Raw genomic sequence first — 1216 nt, 5'->3', positions numbered from 1 at the left:
ACGAGCGGAAGACAGACATCACCGCCTTCCCCGCCGGATCGTGACCTTCTCCTGTTTCCAGCCGACGCCGGAGACGAGTACAGCCTTATCGACATGATAGTCGACGATCATCATATCGTTCTTCATGCGATAGTTGACGATACGGTTCTGGCCGCCGGAGATGACGAAGAGGACCGGCGCGTCCTGGCCGGAGATCGAGCGTGGAAATTGGATGTAAGTCTTGATGCCATCGCTATAGACGCGGCTGGGCCGCCATCCGGCGCGACCCGAAATCGAATAGCCGAACTGCAACTGCTCGGCCGGAACCCCGGCGCCCGGAATCGTGCTCGCTTCCATGCGGGCGTTTATGTCGGCGAGCTTCGCGGACACGTCCTCGGGATATTCGAAGCCGACACGGGCCATGTACTGCGCCTGATGCGACTTGAGCTGGATGTGATAGGTGCGTCGAGAGGTCGTCACCACCATCGAGGTGACGATGCCAGGCTCGGAGGGCTTGACGATCAGGTGGACGGCCTGGCCGCCGTCGGCCCCGGAGGTCGCGGGTTCGATCTTCCAGCGGACCGTGTCGCCGACGAGAACATCGCGCACAGCCTCACCGGCCTCAAGCTCGATATCGCACACCTGCAGCGGCGAGCACACGACCGAGGGCTGGATCTCGCCGTAGAGAAAGACGACCTTTCCGTCCGCGCCTTTCGTGACAAGGCCGCGCGATCCACGCCACTGGCCGGAAATCCCGATGCCCTTCGCCTCATTGGCAGTCACCCCATCTGCGAGGGCTTCCGAAGAGAGGAGGAAGGGCGACCCCATCGCGATGGATACGATCACGATGGCGTTCAGCGTGGCCCGGGCTATTTTGGTTCTGAAGTTCATATGCGGGCCATGCCTTTCAAAGCTGCGCAGTCCAGTCGAAGTCGCGGAGATAGAGACCGATCGGGTTGAAGCGGATGATGGCCTCGTCCTGTGGAGGCGTAAGCGTGACGGGGGCGACGCCGCGGAACCGCCGAACGGCGGTCTCCTTGCCCTTGCGGTCGCGTTCGAACTCGGTCCAGTCAATCTGGTAGCTCTGGTTGGACAGCGCGACGATGTTGTTCACCTCTATGGCGACCGTCGCGGTCTTCGCCTTCTCGAACGGCGAGGAGGAGCGGAACCAGGCGTTGACCTTCTCGGTGGCCGGATCGGAGGTTCTCAGATGCGAATAGGTGCGATCGATATACTG

General features: G+C 61.8%; 2 protein-coding genes. Both read right to left on the bottom strand.

What is annotated here, in order from left to right; all coding sequences use genetic code 11:
• Positions 1-18: 18 nt before the first annotated feature.
• Positions 19-807, bottom strand: coding sequence for a P-type conjugative transfer protein TrbG (trbG, locus tag EOC06_RS37485; RefSeq protein ID WP_245329714.1), 789 nt, complete (start codon positions 805-807; stop codon positions 19-21).
• A gap of 79 nt (positions 808-886) precedes the next feature.
• Positions 887-1216, bottom strand: a 330-nt coding sequence (locus EOC06_RS37480; RefSeq protein ID WP_245470440.1) for a VirB8/TrbF family protein, incomplete at its 5' end; no start/stop codon positions are given.

It is taken from the genome of Mesorhizobium sp. M7A.F.Ca.MR.362.00.0.0 (assembly GCF_004023175.1).
Lineage (GTDB): Bacteria > Pseudomonadota > Alphaproteobacteria > Rhizobiales > Rhizobiaceae > Mesorhizobium.
The sequence above is the reverse complement of the archived record's forward strand: the minus strand, read 5'-3'. Positions and strand labels throughout refer to the sequence as shown.